At 28.1% G+C, this 22,798-nt stretch carries 19 protein-coding genes and 1 pseudogene; 13 read left to right on the top strand and 7 right to left on the bottom strand.

Annotated features, from left to right (window positions below):
• Positions 1 to 323: 323 nt before the first annotated feature.
• Positions 324 to 830 carry an NYN domain-containing protein gene (locus HLG78_RS00520; protein WP_231178355.1) on the bottom strand — a complete coding sequence of 169 codons (507 nt, stop codon included), beginning with the start codon at positions 828 to 830 and terminating at the stop codon, positions 324 to 326.
• A 151-nt stretch (positions 831 to 981) separates the two neighbouring features.
• On the bottom strand, positions 982 to 3,330 hold the full coding sequence (hsdR, locus tag HLG78_RS00515; RefSeq protein WP_231178352.1) for an EcoAI/FtnUII family type I restriction enzme subunit R: 2,349 nt from the start codon (positions 3,328 to 3,330) through the stop codon (positions 982 to 984).
• Between the two features lie 662 nt (positions 3,331 to 3,992).
• On the opposite strand from hsdR, the gene HLG78_RS00510 reads away from it, so the two are divergent.
• The 3 genes from HLG78_RS00510 to HLG78_RS00500 all read left to right on the top strand — a co-directional run bounded on the left by HLG78_RS00510 (position 3,993) and on the right by HLG78_RS00500 (position 7,460).
• Positions 3,993 to 4,763, top strand: a complete 771-nt coding sequence (locus HLG78_RS00510; RefSeq protein WP_231178350.1) for a M48 family metallopeptidase — start codon at positions 3,993 to 3,995, stop codon at positions 4,761 to 4,763.
• Between the two features lie 80 nt (positions 4,764 to 4,843).
• Entirely contained in the window at positions 4,844 to 5,632 is a 789-nt protein-coding gene (locus HLG78_RS00505; RefSeq protein ID WP_231176132.1) for an integrase core domain-containing protein, read from the top strand.
• A 193-nt stretch (positions 5,633 to 5,825) separates the two neighbouring features.
• Complete coding sequence (locus HLG78_RS00500) at positions 5,826 to 7,460, top strand: hypothetical protein (protein WP_231178347.1); 1,635 nt, start codon at positions 5,826 to 5,828, stop codon at positions 7,458 to 7,460.
• Positions 7,461 to 7,533: 73 nt separating this feature from the next.
• On the opposite strand, the gene thrS is transcribed toward HLG78_RS00500, so the two are convergent.
• Positions 7,534 to 9,393: a threonine--tRNA ligase gene (thrS, locus tag HLG78_RS00495; RefSeq protein WP_231178345.1), complete on the bottom strand. Its 1,860-nt coding sequence runs from the start codon at positions 9,391 to 9,393 to the stop codon at positions 7,534 to 7,536.
• A gap of 263 nt (positions 9,394 to 9,656) precedes the next feature.
• Positions 9,657 to 10,043 carry a hypothetical protein gene (locus HLG78_RS00490; RefSeq protein ID WP_231178341.1) on the bottom strand — a complete coding sequence of 129 codons (387 nt, stop codon included), beginning with the start codon at positions 10,041 to 10,043 and terminating at the stop codon, positions 9,657 to 9,659.
• An 89-nt stretch (positions 10,044 to 10,132) separates the two neighbouring features.
• On the opposite strand from HLG78_RS00490, the pseudogene HLG78_RS00485 reads away from it, so the two are divergent.
• Positions 10,133 to 10,264 (top strand): annotated as a pseudogene (locus tag HLG78_RS00485) (IS30 family transposase); the annotation flags it as partial.
• Positions 10,265 to 10,341: 77 nt separating this feature from the next.
• Here the strand turns inward: HLG78_RS00485 and HLG78_RS00480 are convergent.
• Positions 10,342 to 11,523 (bottom strand): tyrosine-type recombinase/integrase, encoded by a 1,182-nt coding sequence (locus HLG78_RS00480; RefSeq protein ID WP_231178339.1) that lies wholly within the window; start codon positions 11,521 to 11,523, stop codon positions 10,342 to 10,344.
• Positions 11,524 to 11,722: 199 nt separating this feature from the next.
• Between HLG78_RS00480 and HLG78_RS00475 the strand changes: the two genes are divergently transcribed.
• Complete coding sequence (locus HLG78_RS00475; protein WP_231178335.1) at positions 11,723 to 13,348, top strand: GIY-YIG nuclease family protein; 1,626 nt, start codon at positions 11,723 to 11,725, stop codon at positions 13,346 to 13,348.
• Between the two features lie 77 nt (positions 13,349 to 13,425).
• On the opposite strand, the gene HLG78_RS00470 is transcribed toward HLG78_RS00475, so the two are convergent.
• Complete coding sequence (locus HLG78_RS00470) at positions 13,426 to 15,186, bottom strand: AAA family ATPase (protein WP_231178334.1); 1,761 nt, start codon at positions 15,184 to 15,186, stop codon at positions 13,426 to 13,428.
• Positions 15,187 to 15,571: 385 nt separating this feature from the next.
• On the opposite strand from HLG78_RS00470, the gene HLG78_RS00465 reads away from it, so the two are divergent.
• The 6 genes from HLG78_RS00465 to HLG78_RS05390 all read left to right on the top strand — a co-directional run bounded on the left by HLG78_RS00465 (position 15,572) and on the right by HLG78_RS05390 (position 21,265).
• Positions 15,572 to 15,979, top strand: coding sequence for a hypothetical protein (locus HLG78_RS00465; RefSeq protein ID WP_231178327.1), 408 nt, complete (start codon positions 15,572 to 15,574; stop codon positions 15,977 to 15,979).
• Positions 15,980 to 16,019: 40 nt separating this feature from the next.
• Positions 16,020 to 16,424 carry a hypothetical protein gene (locus tag HLG78_RS00460; RefSeq protein ID WP_231178325.1) on the top strand — a complete coding sequence of 135 codons (405 nt, stop codon included), beginning with the start codon at positions 16,020 to 16,022 and terminating at the stop codon, positions 16,422 to 16,424.
• A gap of 347 nt (positions 16,425 to 16,771) precedes the next feature.
• Positions 16,772 to 17,347 carry a hypothetical protein gene (locus HLG78_RS00455; protein WP_231178324.1) on the top strand — a complete coding sequence of 192 codons (576 nt, stop codon included), beginning with the start codon at positions 16,772 to 16,774 and terminating at the stop codon, positions 17,345 to 17,347.
• A gap of 311 nt (positions 17,348 to 17,658) precedes the next feature.
• Complete coding sequence (locus tag HLG78_RS00450) at positions 17,659 to 20,700, top strand: Eco57I restriction-modification methylase domain-containing protein (RefSeq protein WP_231178323.1); 3,042 nt, start codon at positions 17,659 to 17,661, stop codon at positions 20,698 to 20,700.
• Positions 20,701 to 20,710: 10 nt separating this feature from the next.
• Positions 20,711 to 21,133, top strand: coding sequence for a hypothetical protein (locus tag HLG78_RS00445; protein ID WP_231178322.1), 423 nt, complete (start codon positions 20,711 to 20,713; stop codon positions 21,131 to 21,133).
• 3 nt (positions 21,134 to 21,136) lie between these two features.
• The gene (locus tag HLG78_RS05390) at positions 21,137 to 21,265 is read left to right on the top strand and encodes a hypothetical protein (RefSeq protein WP_275670612.1); all 129 of its coding nucleotides are present in this window, start codon (positions 21,137 to 21,139) and stop codon (positions 21,263 to 21,265) included.
• Between the two features lie 19 nt (positions 21,266 to 21,284).
• On the opposite strand, the gene HLG78_RS00440 is transcribed toward HLG78_RS05390, so the two are convergent.
• Positions 21,285 to 21,446: a hypothetical protein gene (locus tag HLG78_RS00440; RefSeq protein ID WP_231178321.1), complete on the bottom strand. Its 162-nt coding sequence runs from the start codon at positions 21,444 to 21,446 to the stop codon at positions 21,285 to 21,287.
• A gap of 19 nt (positions 21,447 to 21,465) precedes the next feature.
• Here HLG78_RS00440 and HLG78_RS00435 point away from each other — a divergent pair, with 19 nt between their 5' ends.
• Together HLG78_RS00435 and HLG78_RS00430 are read left to right on the top strand one after the other, a co-directional pair.
• Entirely contained in the window at positions 21,466 to 21,870 is a 405-nt protein-coding gene (locus tag HLG78_RS00435; protein WP_231178320.1) for a hypothetical protein, read from the top strand.
• Positions 21,871 to 21,945: 75 nt separating this feature from the next.
• Complete coding sequence (locus HLG78_RS00430) at positions 21,946 to 22,755, top strand: hypothetical protein (protein WP_231178319.1); 810 nt, start codon at positions 21,946 to 21,948, stop codon at positions 22,753 to 22,755.
• Positions 22,756 to 22,798 lie beyond the last annotated feature (43 nt).

The following is a 22,798-nucleotide window of genomic DNA, read 5'->3' as shown; positions in this document are numbered from 1 at the left end:
AAAATATAATAAGAATAAATTACCTCTTTCTATATTAGAATCTAATTATGTTATTTTTCATAGATTTATTTGAATTCTAAAAAATTTTAATTAACATATATTCATAATGTCCTCCGGGATCCTCCCATCGCCAAAAGCGATGGAGATAAATTAATAACTATAATATAAAAGGTTTGAAGCAAATTTCAAACCTTTTTTTCTTAATCCAAACATACCACAGAAACAAAGTAAATAATTTTTTTATCAAAAACTTGAATTTTTGAAAAAACTGATTATAATATAAATGTATCAAGACGAGAAGGGATCCGAAAAGTGTTGGTGCTTTAGGTACCTTCTCTTTTTTTATACTCAATTTTGGGTCTAATATCCTTCATATAAGCAAAATATTCATTCAAAAGATCATTATACAAAGAAGAAGCATATTTTTTATTTGGGAATAATATTTTTTTGAGCCTTCATTTTCTTATCAAGTAATCAACTAATATCTTGAAATCTCAATCTCCTGATACTATTACTATTTGCTCAAATTTTTCTGGTTCTTCTATTAGTTTTTGCATCACCCAAAATATCATATCACTATCTATATTTCACTTTTTGGCAGTAGTCATATTTACCATCTGTTTTTTAAATACCACTATAAAACCCGACTCTTGCAATTTAGTATAAAGTGAATTATTTTCATCCTGTACATATCACAAAAAATAATAAGCCTTGGTAACTTTGTATTTATCCTTAAGATATGTTCTAAGCTTTTCTAAATCAAAATTCCATCATTCACTACTTGTTCATAAGTATAGATTTTGTCAGTCTATAAAGGCATAATTTCACATATTGTTAATTTTAAAAAATAAATTATACTATATGTAATCAACATTCAATTCCTGTCAATAATTCACTGTATTAAAAATCACTCAAAACTAAATTCCTAGAATAAATCCCTAATTTTATAGAGTTCAACCTTATTAAAAAAGTAATAATTTTCTACAATTCATAAATATCCTTCTGCAACTCAAAATAAGCCTCTCTCAACCTATCAGCCCCACCAAAAGCCTTGGACAACTCCGTAGGAGTAGAATGATACAAATCTATCATAGCTTTTAGATTATGACTTTTGAACTCAAAAATACCATTGGCTTCATACTGTTCTAACAAAAATTCCAAAAACTCCTTAGCCTTAGAACTTTCATACTTTTCCAATATACCAGTATTTTCCCTGACATAATCAGCCCTTTCCTTCCTCTTTTTCATATCCACATTGAAAGATATATAAGCCAATATATCAAAAACATCCACTCCATCAGCTTCAAACATTTTCCTTAGATTTTGGAGTTGTTCTCTGTCTATTCACATATCATAAAGCTTTTGTAACAAAGCTTCTCTACTTTCTGGATCAGCCCAAGCCTGCCTTAGTTGATCTATATCTTGATATAGATGAGGTATATTTCCCACTATCTTTTGCAAAAAATCTTCTGCACTTAGTGGCTTTCAATTCTCATCAATAAATCTTTCTTCTATGTTTATGATTTTGACAGTCCTGTCGTCTCCAAGCTCTACTTCCAACTTCTCTTTGGGCAGGTCTTGATCCTGAGAAGAAAACTCATAATCATTACTTTCATTTTGATTTTCTGCTGATTCTTGATAATCTTCCAAGACTTCTTCTAACTGCTCTTCATCTTCTCCAAGCTGTAGTTTGGATTTTTTGACAGGTGCAGCTGGTTCACCATCCCAGGCTTCATCATAAAAATTGTTGGTAGCTCCTACAAAATCTATAATATTGAAATAATCTTTTCACTCAAAAAGCCTGGTTCACCTTCATATTATCTGCTTGAATTCTACCATAGAACCTATTTGCTTCAGCAAAACTATATTTCTGACATTTTTGGCATCTACTCCAGTAGTTAACATCTGAGAAGTAGTCAAAATCACAGGCAAAGTTTTGTCGTTGTCTTGGAATCTTTCTAAGTATTGTTTTCATTCTACTCATTCATCAGAAGTGACTCTGACACAGTAATCTTTTTCATTGTTGGATTTGTATTTGTTGATAGCATCCCTGAGCCTTAGAGCATGATCTTGGTCTACACAAAAAACAATAGTTTTTTCATAAGGATTTATATTTTGTAGTATTGCTTGAGCTATTAGATCTGTTCTTTCGTGGATTATTATATTTCTTTCGTGGTCTTGTATATCATAAACAGATTTTGTAGATTCTCATTTCAAAATTTTGTCTCCAGAATTTAGCACAAACTCATCTAGATTGGTCTGGATTCTTTTGACTTTGTAGGGAGTTAGGAAACCATCGTTGATCCCTTCTTTGAGTGAGTATTCATATACAGGCTCACCAAAATAATTATAAGTATCTATATTGTCCTGCCTTTTGGGAGTGGCAGTAAGTCCCAGGTGTACAGCAGGAGAAAAATGCTGAAGTATCTCATGCCAAGTTCATTCTTCGTTGGCTCATCACCTATGACATTCATCTATTATCACCAAATCAAAAAAATCCGAAGGATATTCTTTGTAGTATCATCATATATTTTCTTTGTCGCTGATTGCTTGATATATAGCAAAAAATATATTGGCATTGGTAGGTACTTTTCATCATCTTCTTTTGATTTCGCTTCAGTCAATCTTGATCATATCTTTTTCCAATGGATTGAAAGTGTTCATTGCTTGATCTACCAAAATATTTCTGTCTGCAAGAAACAAGATTTTGGGTCTTTGTGAATTGGATTTGTTGTTCCATCTGGCTTGAAACAGTTTCCAAACTATCTGAAAAGCTATAAATGTTTTTCAGGTACCTGTGGCAAGAGTTAGAAGAATTCTTTGGTTGCCGTCTGCTATGGATTCAAGTACTTTGTTGATAGCATTTTCTTGGTAGTATCTTGGTTTGACATTTCATTCTATACTGTAGGCTGTACTTAACAGCTTTTCTTTGAGATGGTTGGTTTTTCAAATAATTTTTTGGAATAATTCTTCTGGAGATGGAAAGCTATCTACAAAATCTCATTTTCATAGTTTTAGGTCAAATTCGTATATTTCGTATCAGTTGGTAGAATATACAAATCTTACTTGAAGTTTTTGTCAGTAGGTTTTGGCTTGTTCTAGTCATTTGGTGGGAGATTCTTCAGATTTTTTGGCTTCTATTATTGCTAAGTTTTTGTTTTTGTATTTGAGAAGATAGTCTACATATCCAGGAGTTCATCTGGTATTGGCTCCAAATTTTCTTCAAGTGGTAAAATATTCTTCTCTGATGATATTGGCTTCATCTCGTGCTGATTCTTTGAGTTTTGGGTCTATGAATTTGGCTTTGGTATCAGCTTCAGAAAATTGCATCTTTGTTGTGAAAGTGTATAAAATTAGCTTATTATAATATAAGATAAACAGTTTACAAGTTTTTTCAAGCTAAATTTATAAAATTGACTATTTTGTTGAAATTGTTAAAAATCTTGTTTGAGTTTATTTTTGAGAAAATTTGTTTTATGTTTTGATATTTTGAAAAGATATCAATTGTATACTTAATAAAAAAAGCCGGGGCTAGATTCTAACCCCGGCGACCGTGTTACCCCTTATTATCAGGATACACGGCAACTCCTCCTCTGTTGAGTGTATTGAACTCCCTCTAACTGCTCATGTATCTGAGCTCAACCATCATTGTTCGGCCAGAACATTTCTGCTCCTCCTCTATTGATGGATTGCATCCTTTTATTAATGACAAAATTGTCTTTTTCAAGAGAAAGTAAATTATACAGGAAATGTATTTAAGGTTTCTTACAAACACATTTGAAACCTATAAACAGTAAGCATAAATAATAATTATAGAAATTTGAAAAAAATTTTAAAAAGTTTATAATTTACAACTAACTTTTAGCAAAAAAGTCAAATATATGTATGTTTGAATACAAACCAGTATCTGGAGAAATACTTACAAAACAATTCTTTTGATCATATTATACCCTATAATTCTTTTTTTAGTAATTTATTTACTTCTTTTTTTTGTGGTATCAGACCCTATATTGCATGCTTTTACAAATTTACTTATATGGTTACCAGTTCTATTATTTTTGTGATCAGTATCATTCTATTATCATAAAGATTTTATATTTTCTATCACTTGAGTTAATGAAGTCACAAGAAAAGAGGAACCTTTTATATATAATACAGTAGAAAATTTATGTATTTCAAGATGACTCAAAACACCAAATATTTGAATAATAGAAGATAATAAATTAAATGCATTTGCTATATGATGGAATGATAAAAATTCTTGGATAGTCTTCACTAGAGGTCTAATAGAAAACCTAACAAAAAAAGAAATCCAAGCAGTTGCAGCTCATGAATTAACTCATATTAAGAATAAAGATAATTTACTAATTTTGATAATTATTCTTTTTATATGAGTTATCAAAACCTTATGAGAAGCAATCATAAGAAGCTTGAGATATAATAGTTCAGGGAACAAAGGAGGGATTTATTTTTTCATTATATGAACAGTTTTATTGATAGTTGGCCATATAATTTTCCCTTTTGTGCAGCTTGCCATAACTAAAAGTAGAGAGTTTTTAGCTGATGCTTGAGCTGTAGAACTAACCAAAGATAAAGATTCTATGATATCTGCATTAAAAAAAATTCAAAAAGAAAAAAATTCATTAAGTTTAGAAGAAAAAAGTATTTACCATATGTATATAGAAAATCCATCATCTAAAAATGGGTGGACAAATTCACATCCAAGCATAGAAGATAGAATAAAAGCATTAGAAAGTTATTAAAAAATTATTTGTAAGATTATATAGCGTTGTTAAAAATAATGTGTATACAAAATACTATTTATTTGATAACAAACTATGTAATGAATATACATAAAAATACAAGACTAACACCACTCCAGAGAAAAGAGGTCTGGGAATACTATAAAAGATGAATGAAGCCTAAGGATTTACATATTAAGTTCAATGTATCATTGCCTACCATATACAAGATAATAAAGAGAGCAAGAACTCAAGAGTTTTTACCAAGAAATTCTATCAATAATAGATTTAGAAACATTAGGCGATGATTACTTAGATTAGCTAAAATAGAATCTAAGATAATAGAAAAGAAAAACAAAGAAGCTAGAAGATACAATAAAAACTACCCTTGAGAAATGATGCATTTTGACACAAAAAAACTACCTCTTATAAGATGAGCAGCAAACAAAAAGTCTGAATACTTATTTGTATGAATAGACGACTATTCTAGAGAACTTTATGTAGCTATAATGCAAGATAAGACACAAGTATCTTCGTCTATGTTTCTTAGACAGGTAATAGATGAATGTCCTTACACTATTGAGTGTGTGTACTCAGATAATTGAGTTGAGTACAAATGAAATGATAAACATGAATTTGTTAAAGAGTGTGTAAAAAGCTGAATAAAGCAAAAATTTACAAAAGTTAGAACACCAAGAACAAATTGAAAAGCAGAGAGGGTTATAAGAACATTAATCGATATGTGGCACAGTAAGGAAGTTTTTAAGTCATCAGAACATAGAAAAATGTCTTTAAAAAGATTTGTAAATCGATATAACACTGTAAAGCCACATAAATGACTAGATAATAAAACTCCTTATGAAGTTATTGAAAAGTTCTATTACTGATAATTTTTTAACAACGCTACCTTTTCTTACATATTATATTTTAGAAGCAAAAAAAATCAATATATACTTTTTAGAATCGTATTTAATACAAGGTACAATAAAAATCTTAGGATAGATAATGATTTTTAGAAAAAATCTATTTACATTTTTTGTTTTATGAGTATATATTTGAGTGTTTATTTGCTAAAATTTATTAATGAAGTATGATAGTTTAGATACTGATATGCTAACAGAAGTATATTGAGCTTGAGAAGCTGAGTCATCTGTTCAAGCATTAACAGATAGAATGAAAGAGGATGTTATGAGTCATCTAAAAGCTAAAGAAAGTCAAATAATTGATCATATACTTGAATCAGGTGAGTCATTAGAATCATTGAAATATTATATTAATAATAATTTTTTGGAGGAGTTTGTTCAAAAATTCGTAACTTATATAAATGAAAATTATAAATGATTGGATGAAGTAGATTTAAATCAAATTCCAGATGATCTATCTTTATATAAAACTTATTTCATATATAGGTGTATGTCGGTCTTGGAAAAATATGAATCAAAAGATTATATAATCGAAGTTTTATCAAATATAATTTTGAATATAGATATATATGGAGCTTTTAATTTTGAAGAAAAAAAATTTTTAGCAATTTTTTCTGCATATGTTTGAGAACACCAAATTTCATTAGAACAGTGTTTGCATATAACAAAAGAATATTGAGTAGATATTGATATTTTATGAGCTATAATAAATCTTTTGGAAATAGATTGAGCTTGATATGATATGTTGATTGATACTCCTAATTGAAAACTAACTATAGAAGACATATTAGAAAAATATTATGAATGATATATGGATTGAAATATAAGTTATAGATTTTGAAACAATATTTTTTGATATTATTGAATATATTGTGAAAATGTATGATGTATAGAAGAAGCTAAAGATCTTTACTGGCAGGGTATGGATCAGTTGGATGCAGTTTCTTTTGATAAATATATAGAATTAATGTTTTCTGAATGAAACTTTGATGTTGCAAAAGACATTTTATATGAGCTTTATAGTATAGATAAGTCTTGAAAATATTTAAGTTTGTTAATTTATGTTCTTGAAAAAACTGAAGATTTTGATTCTTTAGTATCTATATTAGAGGATTCATTAGATTTTGCAATAAATGAGGAGTGATTTGAAGCTAGCTTTTTAAATATGGCATTTATTAAACTTTTAAATATTTATAATATATACTGAAAAGAAAAATATAGAAAATCTCTACTTAACTTTTACAAAAAACTAAATAGTATTTGAATTTATATGGAAAATAGGGAGTCTATCTATGGTGTACTACAGAAGGAAATTCAAATATTTGAGCAGTATAAACAAGCTTGAGACATCAAAAAATGTTTGCAACTGTCTTATAAGTTGGGCTTTGAATACAGTCTAGCAGAATATATAAGAGAATTTTTGGTTGTTTTATATGATAACTTAGAGAAAGGCAATTTAGATTTGTTGTCAGATCTTTCAGTTGAGTTATTACAACAGATAAATGATGATGAGTGAGAAGATAAAATAAAGCTTGTTTTTACAGAAAAACTAAATACTAAGGAAGCAAATGTATATCATTTATTTAAGGTGTTAGAAGATCAAATAATTCAAATATTTAATAGCTACCAAACAACTGATGTATTAGTAATGAGGTATGTATCTTCTTTGAATAAGTTTTTTGGAGATTATTATTATGCCTACTACTTTGATAAAGGCTTATCAATGGTGCACTGAACTCCTGATACAGATAAAACTAAAACCTTTATTGTAGATGATTCCAAAGGTTTTCATTAATAAGCAGTATTATAGCTATAATATTATTAAATATTATTTTTTGTAGATATGAAGTTTTGTGAAGATGTTAAATCTATTTGGAAATTTCATTTAAAAATTCGTTTAGTGTAGATTCATATTGTTTTTTGTCACTGTATCTTCTAATAGATAAAGTATTATTACTACTTTCCTTTTCTCATACTATTATAAGATAAGGTATTTTTGCTTTTTCTCAGTTTCTTATTTTCTTGTTGAAACTGTCGTCACTTGAATCTACATTTGATCTGATTCATTGATTTTTGAATTGTTGATTTATATTGTGAGCATAATCCTCAAATTTATCTGCAACTGGTATAATTTTGATTTGTTCTGGAGCTAGCCAAAAAGGGAAGGCTCATGCAAAATGTTCTATCATAATTCACATAAATCTTTCTAATGACCCGCATATGGCTCTGTGAATAACTACTGGTCTTTCTTTTTCTCATTTATCATTTGTATATTCAAGTTCAAATCTTTCTGGTAAATTGAAATCTAGCTGTATTGTAGCAAGTTGCCACTCTCTATTGAGGCAGTCTTTGAACATGAAATCCAGTTTTGGTCAATAAAAAGCAGCTTCTCATTCTACTTTTTTAAAATTCAATCATTTATCATTGGCAGCCTTTTCCAAAGCAGACTCTGCTTCTTGCCATACATTTTCCTCTCATATATAATCAGACTTTTCTTCTCATCTTATTGATAAACTTACCCAATAATCGTTCATCATTCACATTTTTTCATAGAATGTTTTGATAATATCTACTATTGTACTTATCTCTTGGCCTAATTGATCTATTCTGCAAAATAAATGTCCATCATCTTGGGTGATAGATCTTACTCTAGTAAGTCCTCATAATTGACCTGGCTTTTCATCTCTATATATAGTGGCAGGTTCAAAATATCTAACTGGTAAATCACGATATGAAAATTGATTGTCTGCAAATATCTGCATATGATGAGGGCAGTTCATCGGTTTTACACAAAAATCCTCATATTTTCATTCAATTTTCATAAGCTCATTTCAAAACTTATCCCAGTGTCATGAAGTCTCGTACAAGTCTTTTTTGGCGATATGTGGACTCCAAACTCTTTCATATCATTTTTCTTTGTGTAACTCCCAAAGATAGTCTTCTATAACCTTACGAATAATCATTCATCTTGGCTGCAACAATGGTAATCCAGCACCTACCAAATCACTAGTAGTAAATAATTTTAATTGTTTTCATAAAACTCTATGGTCTCTTTTTTTGGCTTCTTCCAAGAAATTTATATGTTCTTGAAGTTCTTCTTTGCTTGCAAATGCATAAGCATAAACTCTAGTCATCATAGGATTTTTTTCATCTCATCTTCGATAAGCTCAAGCAATCTTTGCCAACTTGAAAGTTTTGGGATCTAGCTCTCAAGTATGTGCAATATGTGGTCATTCACACATATCTATGAAACAAACAAACTTGTCTTCTGGTAAACTGAAATTTTGATGCATATGTTTGTTTATTTCTTCATAGTAAGAAATATAGCTAGGATTAGCTCATTTCATAAGTGCATCTTTTGCTTTTGCTGGTATCAAATTAATATAATAAGTAATTTCACTTTCTCATTGAGAAACAAATTCATCTATCAGTTCATTTTTTAATTCTTGTCATAAAAAATTATTTAGATCTTTGGCTGTTTGAACATCCATAGAAATACAGTGAAATTCTTGTTTTTGCTTTATGACTTGTTCCATATATTTTTGGATGTTTTTTAGATCTTTGTCTTGGATTTTGATCTCTTCAGATGTAGGTAATATATCATAATAACAACCATCATCTATAGCAGGTCATACTCATAGTTTCAAGTTGGCACCAAATTCTCTTTGTGCTGCTTGTGCAAGTATATGTGCAAGACTATGTCTAGATCTAAGTAAACTTTCTGTCATTATAAACTAATAAATAAATTAAAATTGTTTAACTAATTTATTAATGATTTTTCTTATCTTTTCAAGCCTTATTGGCTAGTTTTTACTTAAAGCTATATAATCTATGCTTCAAATTTTTACCCCAGTTATAGTAGTTGATAAAAAAATTATATTAATAATTTTTTATCTAAATAAGTGTGCTTACAAATAGAAAAAGGTGCTGCTATATAAGCAAGCACCTCTAGAACTGGAAGCAGTTCTAAGTGTCTAGCATTTTCTCTTCTTTAGATACCCTTAAGTACTGGGCCATTATCAGTTCTAAGGGTGATGCTTCCATCTTCACCAGTTTCAGCAGTAATGTATTTGCTGCCAGTTCTAATAGTTATGCTTCCATCACTATTGTTTTTAAAGTCAATTTCTTTGTGGTCAGCTTGGGTTTTGTCCAGTATAAAACCAGACACCGCAGCTATGGCAATAGCTATTGCAAGACATAATAATGCGACGATGAGTGTTGCAAGTTTAGATTCAGCAAGGTGTTGATCAAAGTAAGTCATAAATAGTCTATCAAAGAAAGATAGAAAATCTAAAAAGAACACTCCCGCAATAGTTATAAACACAATTGTAATAACCCATACAGTCCAACGAACAACATTGTTTTTTTGGTTTTTCATAGCGCACCTCCAAGATTTTTTTCCACAAAAGAATTTGCTAGACACTTGTATTATAAATATATATCTTTTAATGTCAAATTTTCATTTGACATAACTGACTTATTAGAACTTTTATACCTAAATGATCTGCCATTTCTTTGTATTCTGATAAAGAAATATCTATCATTAAAAATAAAATTAATCATAAAACTAGGAAAATACTTGATTATCGCACGTATTAATGAAGTTTATCACAGTATTAATCTATCTTAGTATCACTTAGTGGTGCTTTTTGGTTGATTAATTAATCAGAAAGGTTTTAAAATATATCACTCATTTTATTGGCTGAGTTGTGTTTGGTTTTACTTATAGATTGATAATATCATATCATAGCAGGCCCTGAATGTCATGTGGCATTTTGTATCTCAACAAAATCATCTCATCTAAGAATTGCTTGTTCTACAAAACTTTTTCTAAAGCTATGGCATGATATGCTTTTTGTTGTTTGAAGAAGTCTTTTCTTTCTAATATTTAGTTGTTCAATCTTTTCTTCAACTATTCTAATTTCATTTTCTATTTTTTTGTCTTTTGAAAGCTTGAGCTTTTTGTTGAGGTATTTTTTCCTGTTTTTTAATTTATCTTTTTCTTTGTATATTTGAGATAATTCTTCGTTGTTTTTGTATTTTATCCATTGTTTCAGAGTAAGATTGTATATATACTCGGAAGTTAGAGGTTTCTCAAAATTTTTAGTTTTATTGTTGTAAAATGGTGTAAATATATAATCACTTTCAATTTTTTTTGATTCTTTTATATCTTTGAATTGCATAAGCTTATTGAAAAATTCTTCGGGAAGAGGTATATATTTGTTTGTTCATCATTTTTGTAAAACTTTTATATATTGTTCTTCAAAGTTTATATCTTCTCGTCTAAGTTGTGATACTTCACTTCTTCTCAAAGAAAAAAACATAAAGCCAAATATTAGGTAGTTTCTAAGATGAATATGTATTTTTTTGTCTGAACTTTTTTTGTATTTTTCTTTGAGATATTCAAGAAATCATACAAGTTCTTCTTTATTTAAACTGTTTGTTTCAGAAAATTTTGGTGTAGATGCAGGTTCAAAAATCACCGGATTGTAGTTTACTTTAAATCTTTTTTGTAAAAATTTAAAAAAAGATGACAAAGAATATGCTTTTCTATTTATAGTTCTTGGATTTAGTAGTCTGTTGGGATTTTGAGGGTCGTATTTTTTGTGAGAATTGATAAAGTTTGTAATATCTTCAGAAATAGAATGGTCTGATAGTTTTTGTATAAGTTGTGCTCATTCATATATTTGGAAGTCTTCAAAAAATTGTTTCAAATCTACAAAATATGATTTTTGAGTTTTGATAGACTTTTTTGTTTGCAAAAAAATATTTATCAGCTCATGTATTTGTAAGCTACTTAATTTGTTTGCAGGATTTGATATTTGTTGGTTTGAAAATGTATTTTTTATTTTACCCATTGTATTTTTTGTGATTTATAGATTGTTTTCATATTAATCAATTTTTATATTTTTGCAAATTTTTGTTGTACAAAACAATAGATTGTGGTGGTATGTTGGAAAATTTTCTTGTTTTTAGATTGGAGTTGTTTACAATGTTGTAGATATAAAAGTATATGCTATAATAAAATTGAAATTTAGATAATATTAGCAATATTTAATGTTACAAATTAGCCATTTACCCAATAATCCTTGAGTATATTTTTTCAAGAATAAATCTTGAAGAATTTTATATATATGAAAAGCAAAAGATATCAAAAAAAGAGTTTCTCAATATTTCAACAAAGATATATGAGTTTGGAAACAGGATATGGTAAACAAATCCAGTCATGTTGATTTTTTGACTACCAATACAGACCAAGAGGCCTATATCCTTGAAAATAATCTTATCAAAAGGTATCAGCCTGTATACAATACTTTATTAAAATGAGACAATTCATATACATACATAAAAATCACTAATGAAGAATTTCCACAAATCTTTTTTACAAGATTCAAAAACAATGATTGAGCTATATATATATGACCAAAGGTTTATAAAAAAGACCTCAAGCAGTTGTTGCAAGTAATCAAATATTTTTTCAAAATTAGAGCTTGCAATAAAACACAGTTCAAAAAATGAAAATTATGTGATTATTATTCTTTTGGTATGTGTGATGGTTGGTGTAATACAAATAATGAGAAATTAGAAAATACAAATGCAAAAAAAATGTATGATGATTATATAGATAAAATTCAGAAATTTTTCCAGTGAGATACCAAAGTAATAGAAAATGAAATAGTTGAAAATATAAATAAATCAATACAAAATCAAAATTTTGAATGGGCAGCAAAACTTAGAGATGTTTTGTATACTATCCAAAAACATACCCAAAAACAAACTATAGAACTTCAAGATAATACTACATGATATTTTTTGAAAATAAAAAAGATAGGTGAGTATTATGCATTTTCTGCATTGAAGTTTTTTAATTGAAAACTAATAGATGTGTTGAAGTTTACTGAGCATTCTTCTGGTGCCAGTTTTGGTCAATTGAAAACAGAATTTCAAAATGAGTTTGGTAGAATTTACAATTATGATAAAACAGAAGAAAAATTCTTTTGAGGAACTATTTCATGAAAAAATATGAAAACTGATGTAATAAACAATTTATCAGACATATTGGATAATAGTATAGAATCTTTGATAATAAATTCTACTTTTTCCAAAAAGAATGTAATGTGAGAGTTGCTTACTAACTTGCAAAATAGGTATTTTCTTGATAATTATCCGTATAAGATGGAATGTATAGATATTTCTCATATTTGATGAGATTATATATCTGGTGGTTTGTCTTGCTTGGTATGATGAATTCCAGATAAAAAGTTTTATAGAATGTACAAAATAAATACTATACAAAACTGAAAAAGTGATGATTATCTAGCAATCAAAGAAGTGCTCATAAGGAGGTTTAAAAATGATAGATTACCTGATTTGTTTGTGATAGATGGTGGTAAATGACAGCTTAATATCTTGAAAAAACTTATAAAAGAAAATCAGAAAATCAAACAAATATACGAAAAGGTGGATTTTTTGTCTATATGAAAATGAAAAGCAAGAACCAAAACTGGAAAAAATCAGTGAGAAAAAGAGATAGTATTTTACTTGGACCAGGATTTGAATATTAAACAAAAAACATTTTCTTATGATGATACAGATAGAGTTTTGATAAAACTAAGAGATGAATCTCACAGATTTGCCAACAAATACAGAAAAAAAAGAATGAGCAAAGAGTGGCAATCTTAGAGGATGTTTTGTAAGTTTGTTTTTGGAAAATCAAAAAAATTATAATTTTTTGTTTGTGTTGTGATAGATATATATTATTAAGTTATTGGATATTTGTCTTTGATGTATGCATCTATCAATTTTGCTATAACAACTTTTTGTTTTATTGATATTTGGGATTTATTCATTACTGATACTCTTTGCATAATATCTTCTACAATATCCCAAAAGAACTCCTCATCATACAAAAATGATTCATCATATTGTTTTAGAATGTGTGTTATGACTTTTTTAATTGCTCATATGCTATGAGGGCGAAATAGAGCTTTTTCTTTTGGAGTAAGTAGTTCTATTCATTCATAAGTTAGTATATGTTTAAATTTTTTAAAAATAGCCTCATATCATTTTTTTCTTAGTAAATTTCTTTTTTCTGGTCATATTCACATCCTTTGTAGTTGGTTTTCTATTTGTTGTACTCTATTTTCTCAGTATGCTCAGTAAGCTCAAGGATCTGTATGTATGTTAATATATTCTTGATATGCTTCGGAAGCAGCTAAAGAAGACTTTATTAGTGATCATTTATTAAATCGCATTTCATTGTAGTTTTTGTCTTGTATATTGTTTTCTGAATTATTTTTTTCTTCTTCTAAATTTTCAGGTGTTACAAACTTGTTTTCAGCAAAAAACCTTATTTGTCAATCATTGTCAAGTACAACATTTATTTGAAGATAGTGATTTGGGTTTTCATTTTGATGCTCTTCTAATGGATCAAGTTGTCATGAATGTATTATTTTATCAAGTGGTTTTTGAATATAAGTTCTTATGGTTCTTTCAATTTCTCTTGCTCATTTAGCATCGTTGTATCATTTTTTTATTATATAATCTATAACTTCATCTTCTACATGTAATTTTGTTTTAAAAGCAAGAATTTGAAGGTATCGGTTTATTTCTCTAATATGTTTTTGTACAATTTGTTTGCAATCATTTTGGGTTAGTTTGTTGAATATTATAAAATTATCTATTCTTCATATAAATTCTGGAGAAAATTCTTCATACAAACTATTTAGGTAATTTTCTCTTTCTGTTTGGTCCTGACTTCATTGTACAAATCAGATTGGTGAAGGTTCTGATTGTGTTCAAATATTTGAAGTGAAAATTATTATTGAATTTGATAAATTAGTGTATTTAGAAAAACTTAGGTTTTTGTCATCTTCTTTACCAGTAGATAAGGTTATTTTTCCATCATCCATAGCAGAAAGTCGTGCTTGTCTGATTTCAGGATGTGCTTTTTCTATTTCATCAACTAGAATTATTGAAAATCACTTAAGTCTTTTTATAGATGGACATATTGTTCAATTTTCTTTGGCTTGGTAAAATGGACGAAATAGGTTTGTGTCACAAAGTGGAGTAGATTCTCAATATCAAACATAACTTTTAGGAGACCCAAATAAATTATTTATAGTATGAGATTTTGTGTAATTTTCACACTCAATTTTTGTTATACTGTCTTCTCATCATAATAAAGCTTTTCCAAGAGCTCTTGCAATTTCTGTTTTTCAAACTCAGGTAGGTCATGCAAAAAAGAACACACCTAGAGGGCTTTTTTTAGGTCTAATTGTATTGATATTGTCAAATACTGCATCTACGAGTTGTTTTTTAGCAGCATCTTGTCATATTATTTCATCTTCAAGCACTTGAAGAGTCTCCAACTTATCCATGTTTTGTAATGTTGGGTCTAATTCTATGCTAGTTGTTTGTCAGTATAATAGGTGTAAAAGTTTACTTCTGGTCTGTTCTCAAATCTCTGAACTTCCCCTGCATTCATTTTTTGCAACTGTCTCTTGTAAACTATTTTTCATGATTGAGTTTTAGGCAAATAAATAAATTATCTTATAATAAAAAAAATATGTTGTCAATATTTTGTGTATAAAATTTGATATACTTATGAATTTTACTAATAAATGGGTAGTTTTAATTTCATAACTAATAATCAAATTTCCTTTGCGCCCGGGCGTGATTGCGCCCGGGCGGGAAACTAATTGAAAAAATCCTGAATTTAACTATAAAAAGATAAATTACAAAGACCCGAATTACTGACCCCAGGCTCGAGTTTAAATTCAACTATTTATAGCCCGGAGTTAATGCAATAAACAAAAAATCTCTTGCAAAATTAGTTAAAATAATTAAGTTTATTATAATATTTGTATTGTCAATAATGTTTATATATTAAATTAATAATAAAACATGAATACAGTGGCTGGTAGTATAACTTTTAAATGAGAAATTAGATGAGATATTGTTTTAGATAAGCTTATCACTGAGGTGTGATGAGGCCTTTATAGTGTGTTTCTTTATTGAGAAACAGAAATTAGTACAAGTAAAGATGTTTTGGAGGATTTTAGGAAAAGTATTCATGGTGAGATTATTTCTTATGATATTTCTATAAGTACAGAGGATAAATTAGAATTGTTTCATTTTGATAAAGATTCAACAGACGGGGACTATGTCCTTAAATCTGTTGAATGAGCAAGTGTAAATTTTGAAGATGTACTTGAACAAGAAAGCTGACAAGCTGGGGTAGTTGCTGTGAGAGAAGCAGAAGAAAGTTCAAAATTTTGAAATAGGGTCATAAAAGTAGATAGTATAAAATAACTTTTGTCTAACATTTATTTTATTTGTTAATAAAAATATAATGGAAAGTGTAGCAATAAATTCTGGCATAAATAGTTCTCCAGAAACTTTTGAAAATGAGATATTTATTGATAATGCAACTTGAGAAGTGTTGTTTTCTTATTCCATGACATGAAAAGATTATAATATTTCTCCTATAAAACATTGTTTAAATTTATCTTGAGAAGAAAGAGATTTAGTATCGGATATGGAGGATAATTGATATGTTGTGGTGTGAAGGTTGTCAGAAAATGAAAGATTTCCTGCATATATAAAAAACTTAAATATTTCATCTGAAGAATACTTTATTCAAGGTGAATTAATTTTTTTGGATAAGCATTTATTATATAGAAAGTTTTGATATTTAGAAAATTCAAAATTTACTGATAGAGTAAGAGATTTTTTACTTAAAGCACTACATAGATAGTTTACTTTAAATAAGAAATAACTAAATATATTGTAATTAATTGTTAATCCTCAAATCCAAACTAGCCAAAATCTGGCTAGTTTTTTTGATTGAAAAAATCCTGAATTTGACTATAAAAAGATAAATTACACATCCCCGAACCATAGACCCCGGGCTCGGGTTTGAGGCATAACAAATACAAAAAGAACCAGCTTTTGATAAGACCCCGGGCTCGGGTTTGAGGCATAACAAACACAACAAGGCCGGCCTTGAGATATAAAAATCTCTTGAAAAATTAGTAAAAATAATTATCTATGATTATAGTATCAATGTTGTCAATATTATTTATATACTAAATTAACAATAAAATGACAGAAGAAATGAGAAAATGAATAGGTTGAGTTGAAGAGAACTTTCAAGATAGAGCCGGTGAACTTGGAAAAGCTTTATCAGGAGACATTATTAATTCATTAAATAAAATTTGACCAAAAGATATATTGACTGAAAAATTTATGGAAAAGGAAGCAAGAGCCTATTTAGAATCTCAATGATTAGGTGATGCTAAAATATTAAGTGTAAAACAAGTAGAAGATTCAGAAAACCCAAGTTCATTGATGATTAGATTTCAATATATAAATTCTGATGATGAAAATTGAGAAATTGTAGATGATACTATAATTGTTAAAAATCTATTTATTAAGGAATTTGGTGATTATGTTAATAATAATTATGAAAAGCTACTAGACAGAATATCACTTCCACAAATAACTGCAGAAGAAGCAGAAGAGTTATGATTATCACCAGAAAGTCTGGATAGAATTAACAGATATTTAGCTTGAAATGTTAATATTAAACTAACAAGTGAAGAACAAGTGGTTGTAGAGGAATATCTTTATAATATTAAGAGCTTTGATTCAATTAAAGGAATTGTTGATTCTAATTAAATTAAAGGAATTGGTAGACTCTAAATTGGAATCTTATCTAAAATTTGGACAAGCTGAGGGAGATAGACTAGCGAAAGAAATTAGAAAATACTTTTATTGAGATCAGTAGTATAAATACTATATTATAATCCAAACTAGCCAAAACACGGCTAGTTTTTTTAATTGAAAAAATCCTGAATTTGACTATAAAAAGATAAATATAAGAGACCGCCTTTTGATAAGACCCCGGGCTCGGGTTTGAGGCATAACAAACACAACAAGGCCGGCCTTGGAAATGCTTTCAACTTTACCCTTTCAACTTTGAACTGAAAATGCACAAACTATTCAAATCCTCGCTAATCAACGAAAAGCTAGAAAACTTTGAAATTCCTGACTTGGACCACAAAATCCAAATCCTTCAAAACTGGCACAAGCTATACCAAAGCTGAACTTTGACCAAGAAATCCGAGCAGGAAGTAGAGCAATCTTTCAACGAAGACATACTTGGGAAAATTTTGGGATACAAATCTTTGACAGAAAGCCAAATCTATCACAGAGAAGCACAGCCCAAAGCTCCCGTTGGCTGACAAAAAGCAGATTTTGGACTGGGATTTTTTGATTCACAAGATCCAGAAAACAACAAAATCCAAGCAGTAGTAGAAGTCAAAGATGCTGCCACTTCTCTAGACAAACCACAAAAAAGAGAATGAAACCTATCCCCAGTACAGCAAGCTTTCAAATACAAACCTTTTTTCAAAGACTGTCATTTTATCATCGTTTCCAACTTTTGGGAAACTAGGCTATATACAGATTCTTATTATGAATACGAAGCCTGGACTATCGCAGATCTACTAAATCCAGAAAACAACTACCAAAATTTCCGTCAGTTTTATTATATTCTTTCTCAAGCAAATCTAATTTCTCCACAATGAGAGAGCCAAACCAAAAAACTACTTTCTGATGTGATTATCCAATCCAAAGAAATCACCAAAAAATTTTATGAAGAATACAAAGCCTTGAGGTTGGAGCTGCTCAGAGACCTTATCAAAAAAAATCTAACTCCCGAAGAGAAAAAAGACCCTGCCAAAAAGAAAGCCAAATACAAGCTAATCTTGGAAAAATGACAAAAAATAATAGATAGAATAGTTTTTATACACTTTTGTGAAGATTTGGGGTTGCTACCAGCGGGAAAGCTCAAAGAATATGTAAGAAAAGCATCCGAACTTGATTTTCGTCCTTGGGAGTTGATACAAAGGTATTTCCGTGCAGTAGATACAGGTAGTGAAAAAATATGAATTCCTGATGGATACAACGGTTGACTGTTTGCCATAGACCACGAGCTGAGAGCCTTGGAAGCAAGTGATGAAATCTGTGAGAAATTCGTAGATTTGGGGGATTATGATTTTGCTGAAGATTTATCTGTAAATATTTTGGGGCATATATTTGAGCAGTCTATTAGTGATTTGGAAGAGCTAAAAGAGAAAATCGATAACAACGAAAACCTAGAAAACAAAGTTTCCAAAAGAAAGCAAGATGGGATTTTTTATACTCCGGAGTATATAGTGGATTATATAGTCAAAAATTCTGTATGAAAGTATCTGGAAGAGCAGTTTGAGCAGATAGCTGAGGAGGTAGGGCTCAAAGAGGATATTCAAGACAAAAATTATGAAAAAAGGTTGTATCAAACTTATTCTCAATATCAAAAGAAATTGCAGTCTATCAAAGTCTTGGACCCTGCCTGTGGTAGTGGTGCGTTTTTGGTAAAAGTTTTTGATTATCTCTTGGCTGAGAATGTGAGGGTTTTTGATGTGCTAAGTGGTGGTAAGGAATGACTTTTTGACAAAGGGGATTTGGCAAAGGATATTTTGCAAAACAACATTTATGGAGTAGATCTCAACAAGGAGTCTGTGGAGATAAGCAAGTTGTCTCTGTGGTTGAAAACAGCTCAAAAGGGTAAGAAATTGGCAAATTTGGATGAAAATATCAAGTGTGGTAATTCTTTGATAGATGATCCAGAAGTTGCTGGAGAAAAGGCTTTTGATTGGGAGAAAGAGTTTGGAGGAAGTTTTGATGTGGTGGTGGGGAATCCGCCGTATGTGAGTTTTCAAAGTAATGTTTTGTCTAATGATGAAATAAGCTTTTTTGAAAATAATTACAAAACAACATATAAAATATATGACTTATATGCTTTATTTATAGAAAAATCAATTAATCTTTTAAAATCAAATTGAATACTATCATTTATTAATCCAAGTGTATTATTAACTAATAACTCATTTTGAAAACTAAGAGAATTTATGACTGAAAAGTGAGGTATTACTGAGATATCAAATTTAAAAGATTGAGTATTTAAACAAGCAACAGTGCCTACAATGATATTTATTTTTTATAAAGATTGTAAAAATAATTTTGTAAGGATTAATGTGTCTAAAGATTCAGATATTGTTAATATAAGAACTATTGAATCTAATGATTTTTATGAAAATCCTTTTGAATGATTTAATATAATAATTGATACTATTTCAAAACAGATAATATCAAAAAGTAAAGAAAATTCATTAAATTTAGGTGATATTTTATGAATAAGAGAAAGTATCAAAACTTGAAATGATAAGGAGTTTATATCAAATACTAAGAAATCTTCTAATTCATTTCCTATAGTTACTTGAAAAGATATGAATAGGTATATTTTAAATCAAAGTAGATATATTGAATTTATACCAGAAAAGCTTTCAAGGCCTACTAAGTTAGAATACTTCAGATGAGAAAAACTTTTTATTAGAAGAGTTTGAAATGGTGTTATAGCAACTTATGATAAAGATGAAAATTTATCAACACATGTTTTATATATATGAAATCTTATAAATGAAGAATTTAATTTAAAATATGTATTAGTTCTACTTAATAGCAAATTTATTACTTATGTTTATTCAAAATTATTTCCACCTAAATGAAATGTTTTTCCAGAGATTAGGATTTGAAATCTAAGGGAACTACCAATTCCTAACATCTCTCCAGAAGAACAAAAACCTTTCATAGCCAAAGCTGATTTTATGCTAGAGAAAAACAAGGAATTGAATGACAAAATAAATACTACTTTGGAGTTTTTGCAAACAAGATTTGAGATAGACAAGCCAAGCAAAAAATTGCAGCAGTTTTGGGAGTTGGACTTTGCCGAATTCAAAAAAGCTTTGAAAATCAAAAAAATGCCAATGAGCGAAGAAGAGGAGCTACTCACTTGGTTCAAATCCAAACAAAACGAAATCTTGGATTTGAAAAGTCAAATTGATGAGTGTGATAGAGAAATTGATGAGATGGTGTTTGATTTGTATGGGTTGAGTGAGGAAGAGAGGAGAGTTATTTTAGATAGTTAGGTATAAAGTAATGGAAAAGAAGAATTTAACAGATACAGAAAAGCTAGAAATTGAACATTATTATAAATATAGAGATTATCTTATTTGAGAAAAACATAAAATGGAATATAAGTTTTGACAACATTTAATATATTTGTCTGCTTGAGTATTTGCTTTTTCTGTAGCAATAGAAAGTATACATCCCACTACAGAATGTAAAAGTCTGCTTTTTATTTCATGGTGACTTGCTTTATCAAATATGATTTTGATTTTAATTTATTTTTGGGCTTCTTCACAAAATTATGAAAAACAAATTTATTCTTGGGATAAAAACAGAAAATTTGATGATAATAATGCTTATTTTAAAATACAGAAATTTATTGTATTTTTAACTATTATTTTTATATTATTTGCACTATTGCTTTTATTTATTTTTTATATAATAAATTATTAAAAAATGGTTGATAATGAAAAAAAGAAATTTGTACAAAATGATGACTGAAAATCACAAAAACACTCTATGCCAGCACAACCTCCTAAAACTCCTTCTCAGCTTCTTGTTGAGTCTGAAGAAGATGAACAGTAAATGAATTTAATATTATTTTTTAAATTATGAAGCTATATATATTTTTATTAAAATTTTTTTCACTTTTTTTAATTTTGATTCCACTCTTCATTATTATAATTTTATATTGTTTTCTTAAACCAACTTTTGATGATATAATATCAACAATTTCTGTAATATGACTTTTTTTATCAATATCCATTACATTATTTGTAGTATTTATGGAAAAAGATATAAAATATAATACTATTGTTGAGTTAATAAATGAAGAGCTTGATTATAATATTTCTAAAATAAAAAGCTTAGAAGAATTTATAAAAAAAGATAAAAATGATTTGCCAAATAATTTATCTGATGCTTCTATTAGAGCTTCATACTTTTATCAATTTATTAAATTAAATAACTGGACTAATTATAAAGTTGATTTAAGGACTTATGAAAAAAATGACTTTTATTATTATTTAAAATATTATGATTATATGGAAAAGCTTTTAAATGAAGCTAATAAGATAAAGAATTTTGATAAAACCAAGGAGCCCGAAAAATTTATATACTTTTATGAAAAATCTTTTAGCGATTTATATAGTGAGTTTTTTGATGAATTGAAAAAAGGTGGTTTAGTTTAAGTGAGAAATAGAAAAATATATAAATAATCATCTTAAACTCTTTATGTTTTTATTTATATTATATATTCTAAACTAATGGAAAGAAGTATTAAATCATTTATAGAAAACTTTTGGTGATTCATTAGAAATACTTGTAATTTATTAATAAGTTTATTTAATATTATTGTGGCTTTAATATATATTTTCATAATATCCCCTTTTATTCCTATTTATGATCTTTGAAAAGAATATATTAAAAAATTAAAGGAAAATAAAAAAAATTATTGATGAGTATCATTTAAAAATATTGAATTAGATTATGAATTATTGAAATATTTTTTAGCACTTATTTTTTTGTTATTAATGACTTTTTATTTTGTTTTTTCTACACCATATACTATAATTAACTGAATACAAAATGAGCAAAAAAGAAATAATTATTTAGAAGAAGTTGTTTACTTTTATGAATCAAAACATCAAAAATTTAAAGAAGATTATTCAAATGATGTGTTTCAATGGTTTGATAAATATAACGAAGCCAGAAATAAGAGAAATTGTGATTTTATGAGAACAGTAGATATTGATCTTTTACAATGGGAAAAAGATACCATAAAATCAATACCTAAGGACAAAAAATATGATGAACACTATGTCTTAAGAAACAATTATAATTGTTATTCCTATGATAATATTCATGAAAAAAATTATTTATTGCCTGTTGAAATTATTAATATTGAAATTAAGGAAAGTCCAAGATGAAAGGATGAAATTATTCTAGTAACTTGATATTTAACTCATTCTAAGATTCAATGATGAGAATTTGTATGACTATCTAAAAGAAAATTTACATTACGAAAGATTGTTGATTGGGATGTATGGAGAATACATTCTATTAAGCCTATATAAATAAACTATTGAAAAATAATATAAATTATTTAACAATAGCCTT

The sequence above is a fragment of the Candidatus Absconditicoccus praedator genome, from assembly GCF_021057185.1.
GTDB classification, from domain to species: domain Bacteria; phylum Patescibacteriota; class Gracilibacteria; order Absconditabacterales; family Absconditicoccaceae; genus Absconditicoccus; species Absconditicoccus praedator.
The sequence above is the reverse complement of the archived record's forward strand: the minus strand, read 5'-3'. Positions and strand labels throughout refer to the sequence as shown.